General features: G+C 49.7%; 1 protein-coding gene. It reads left to right on the top strand.

Annotated features, from left to right (window positions below; genetic code table 11):
* Positions 1-1,097, top strand: a 1,097-nt coding sequence (gene tuf, locus AB840_RS15335) for an elongation factor Tu (RefSeq protein ID WP_048515680.1), incomplete at both ends; no start/stop codon positions are given.

Genomic DNA, 1,097 nt, shown 5'->3' with positions numbered 1-1,097 from the left:
GTCGATCATGGTAAAACAACGTTGACAGCAGCAATCACAAAAGTATTGTCCAAAAAGGGCTACGCTAAATTTGAAGATTATGCAGATATCGACAAAGCACCGGAAGAACGTGAACGCGGTATTACAATCAATACGGCACACGTTGAATACGAAACAGATAAACGTCATTATGCCCATGTAGACTGCCCGGGGCATGCCGATTATGTTAAGAACATGATCACCGGCGCGGCGCAGATGGATGGAGCTATCTTGGTTGTAAGCGCTGCAGACGGCCCGATGCCGCAGACGCGTGAACACATTCTGCTGGCCCGTCAGGTAGGGGTACCGGCTATCGTTGTATACCTCAATAAAGCAGATCAGGTAGATGATCCGGAACTAATTGAACTGGTAGAAATGGAAGTACGGGATTTGTTGACAGAATACGATTATCCCGGCGACGAAGTTCCCATTATTGTCGGATCAGCACTGAAAGCGCTGGAAGGCGATGAAGAAGCAGAAAAGAGCATATTGGCATTGATGGATGCGGTTGATGAATATATTCCGACGCCGGATCGCCCGACGGATAAGCCGTTCCTGATGCCGGTAGAAGATGTATTCACGATTACCGGGCGCGGCACTGTCGCAACCGGCCGTGTCGAACGTGGTACGGTCAAGGTAGGCGATACGATCGAAGTGGTTGGCTTATCGGATAAGCCGAAACAGACCGTAGTAACAGGCGTAGAAATGTTCCGTAAATTGTTGGATCTGGCAGAGGCCGGGGATAACATCGGGGCGTTGCTGCGCGGTGTAGAACGGAAAGAAATTGAACGCGGACAAGTATTGGCAAAGCCGGGAACCATTCATCCGCATACGAAATTCAAGGCGCAGGTATATGTATTGACAAAGGATGAAGGCGGCCGTCACACGCCGTTTTTCAATGGCTATCGTCCGCAATTCTACTTCCGCACGACAGATGTAACCGGCGTGATCCAGTTACCGGAAGGTACTGAAATGTGCATGCCTGGGGATAACGTTATGATGGATGTTGAATTGATTACCCCGATTGCTGTTGAAGTTGGTCTTCGTTTCGCTATCCGTGAAGGCGGACGTACAGTAGG

This window comes from Megasphaera cerevisiae DSM 20462 (genome assembly GCF_001045675.1).
GTDB lineage: Bacteria > Bacillota > Negativicutes > Veillonellales > Megasphaeraceae > Megasphaera > Megasphaera cerevisiae.
The sequence above is the reverse complement of the archived record's forward strand: the minus strand, read 5'-3'. Positions and strand labels throughout refer to the sequence as shown.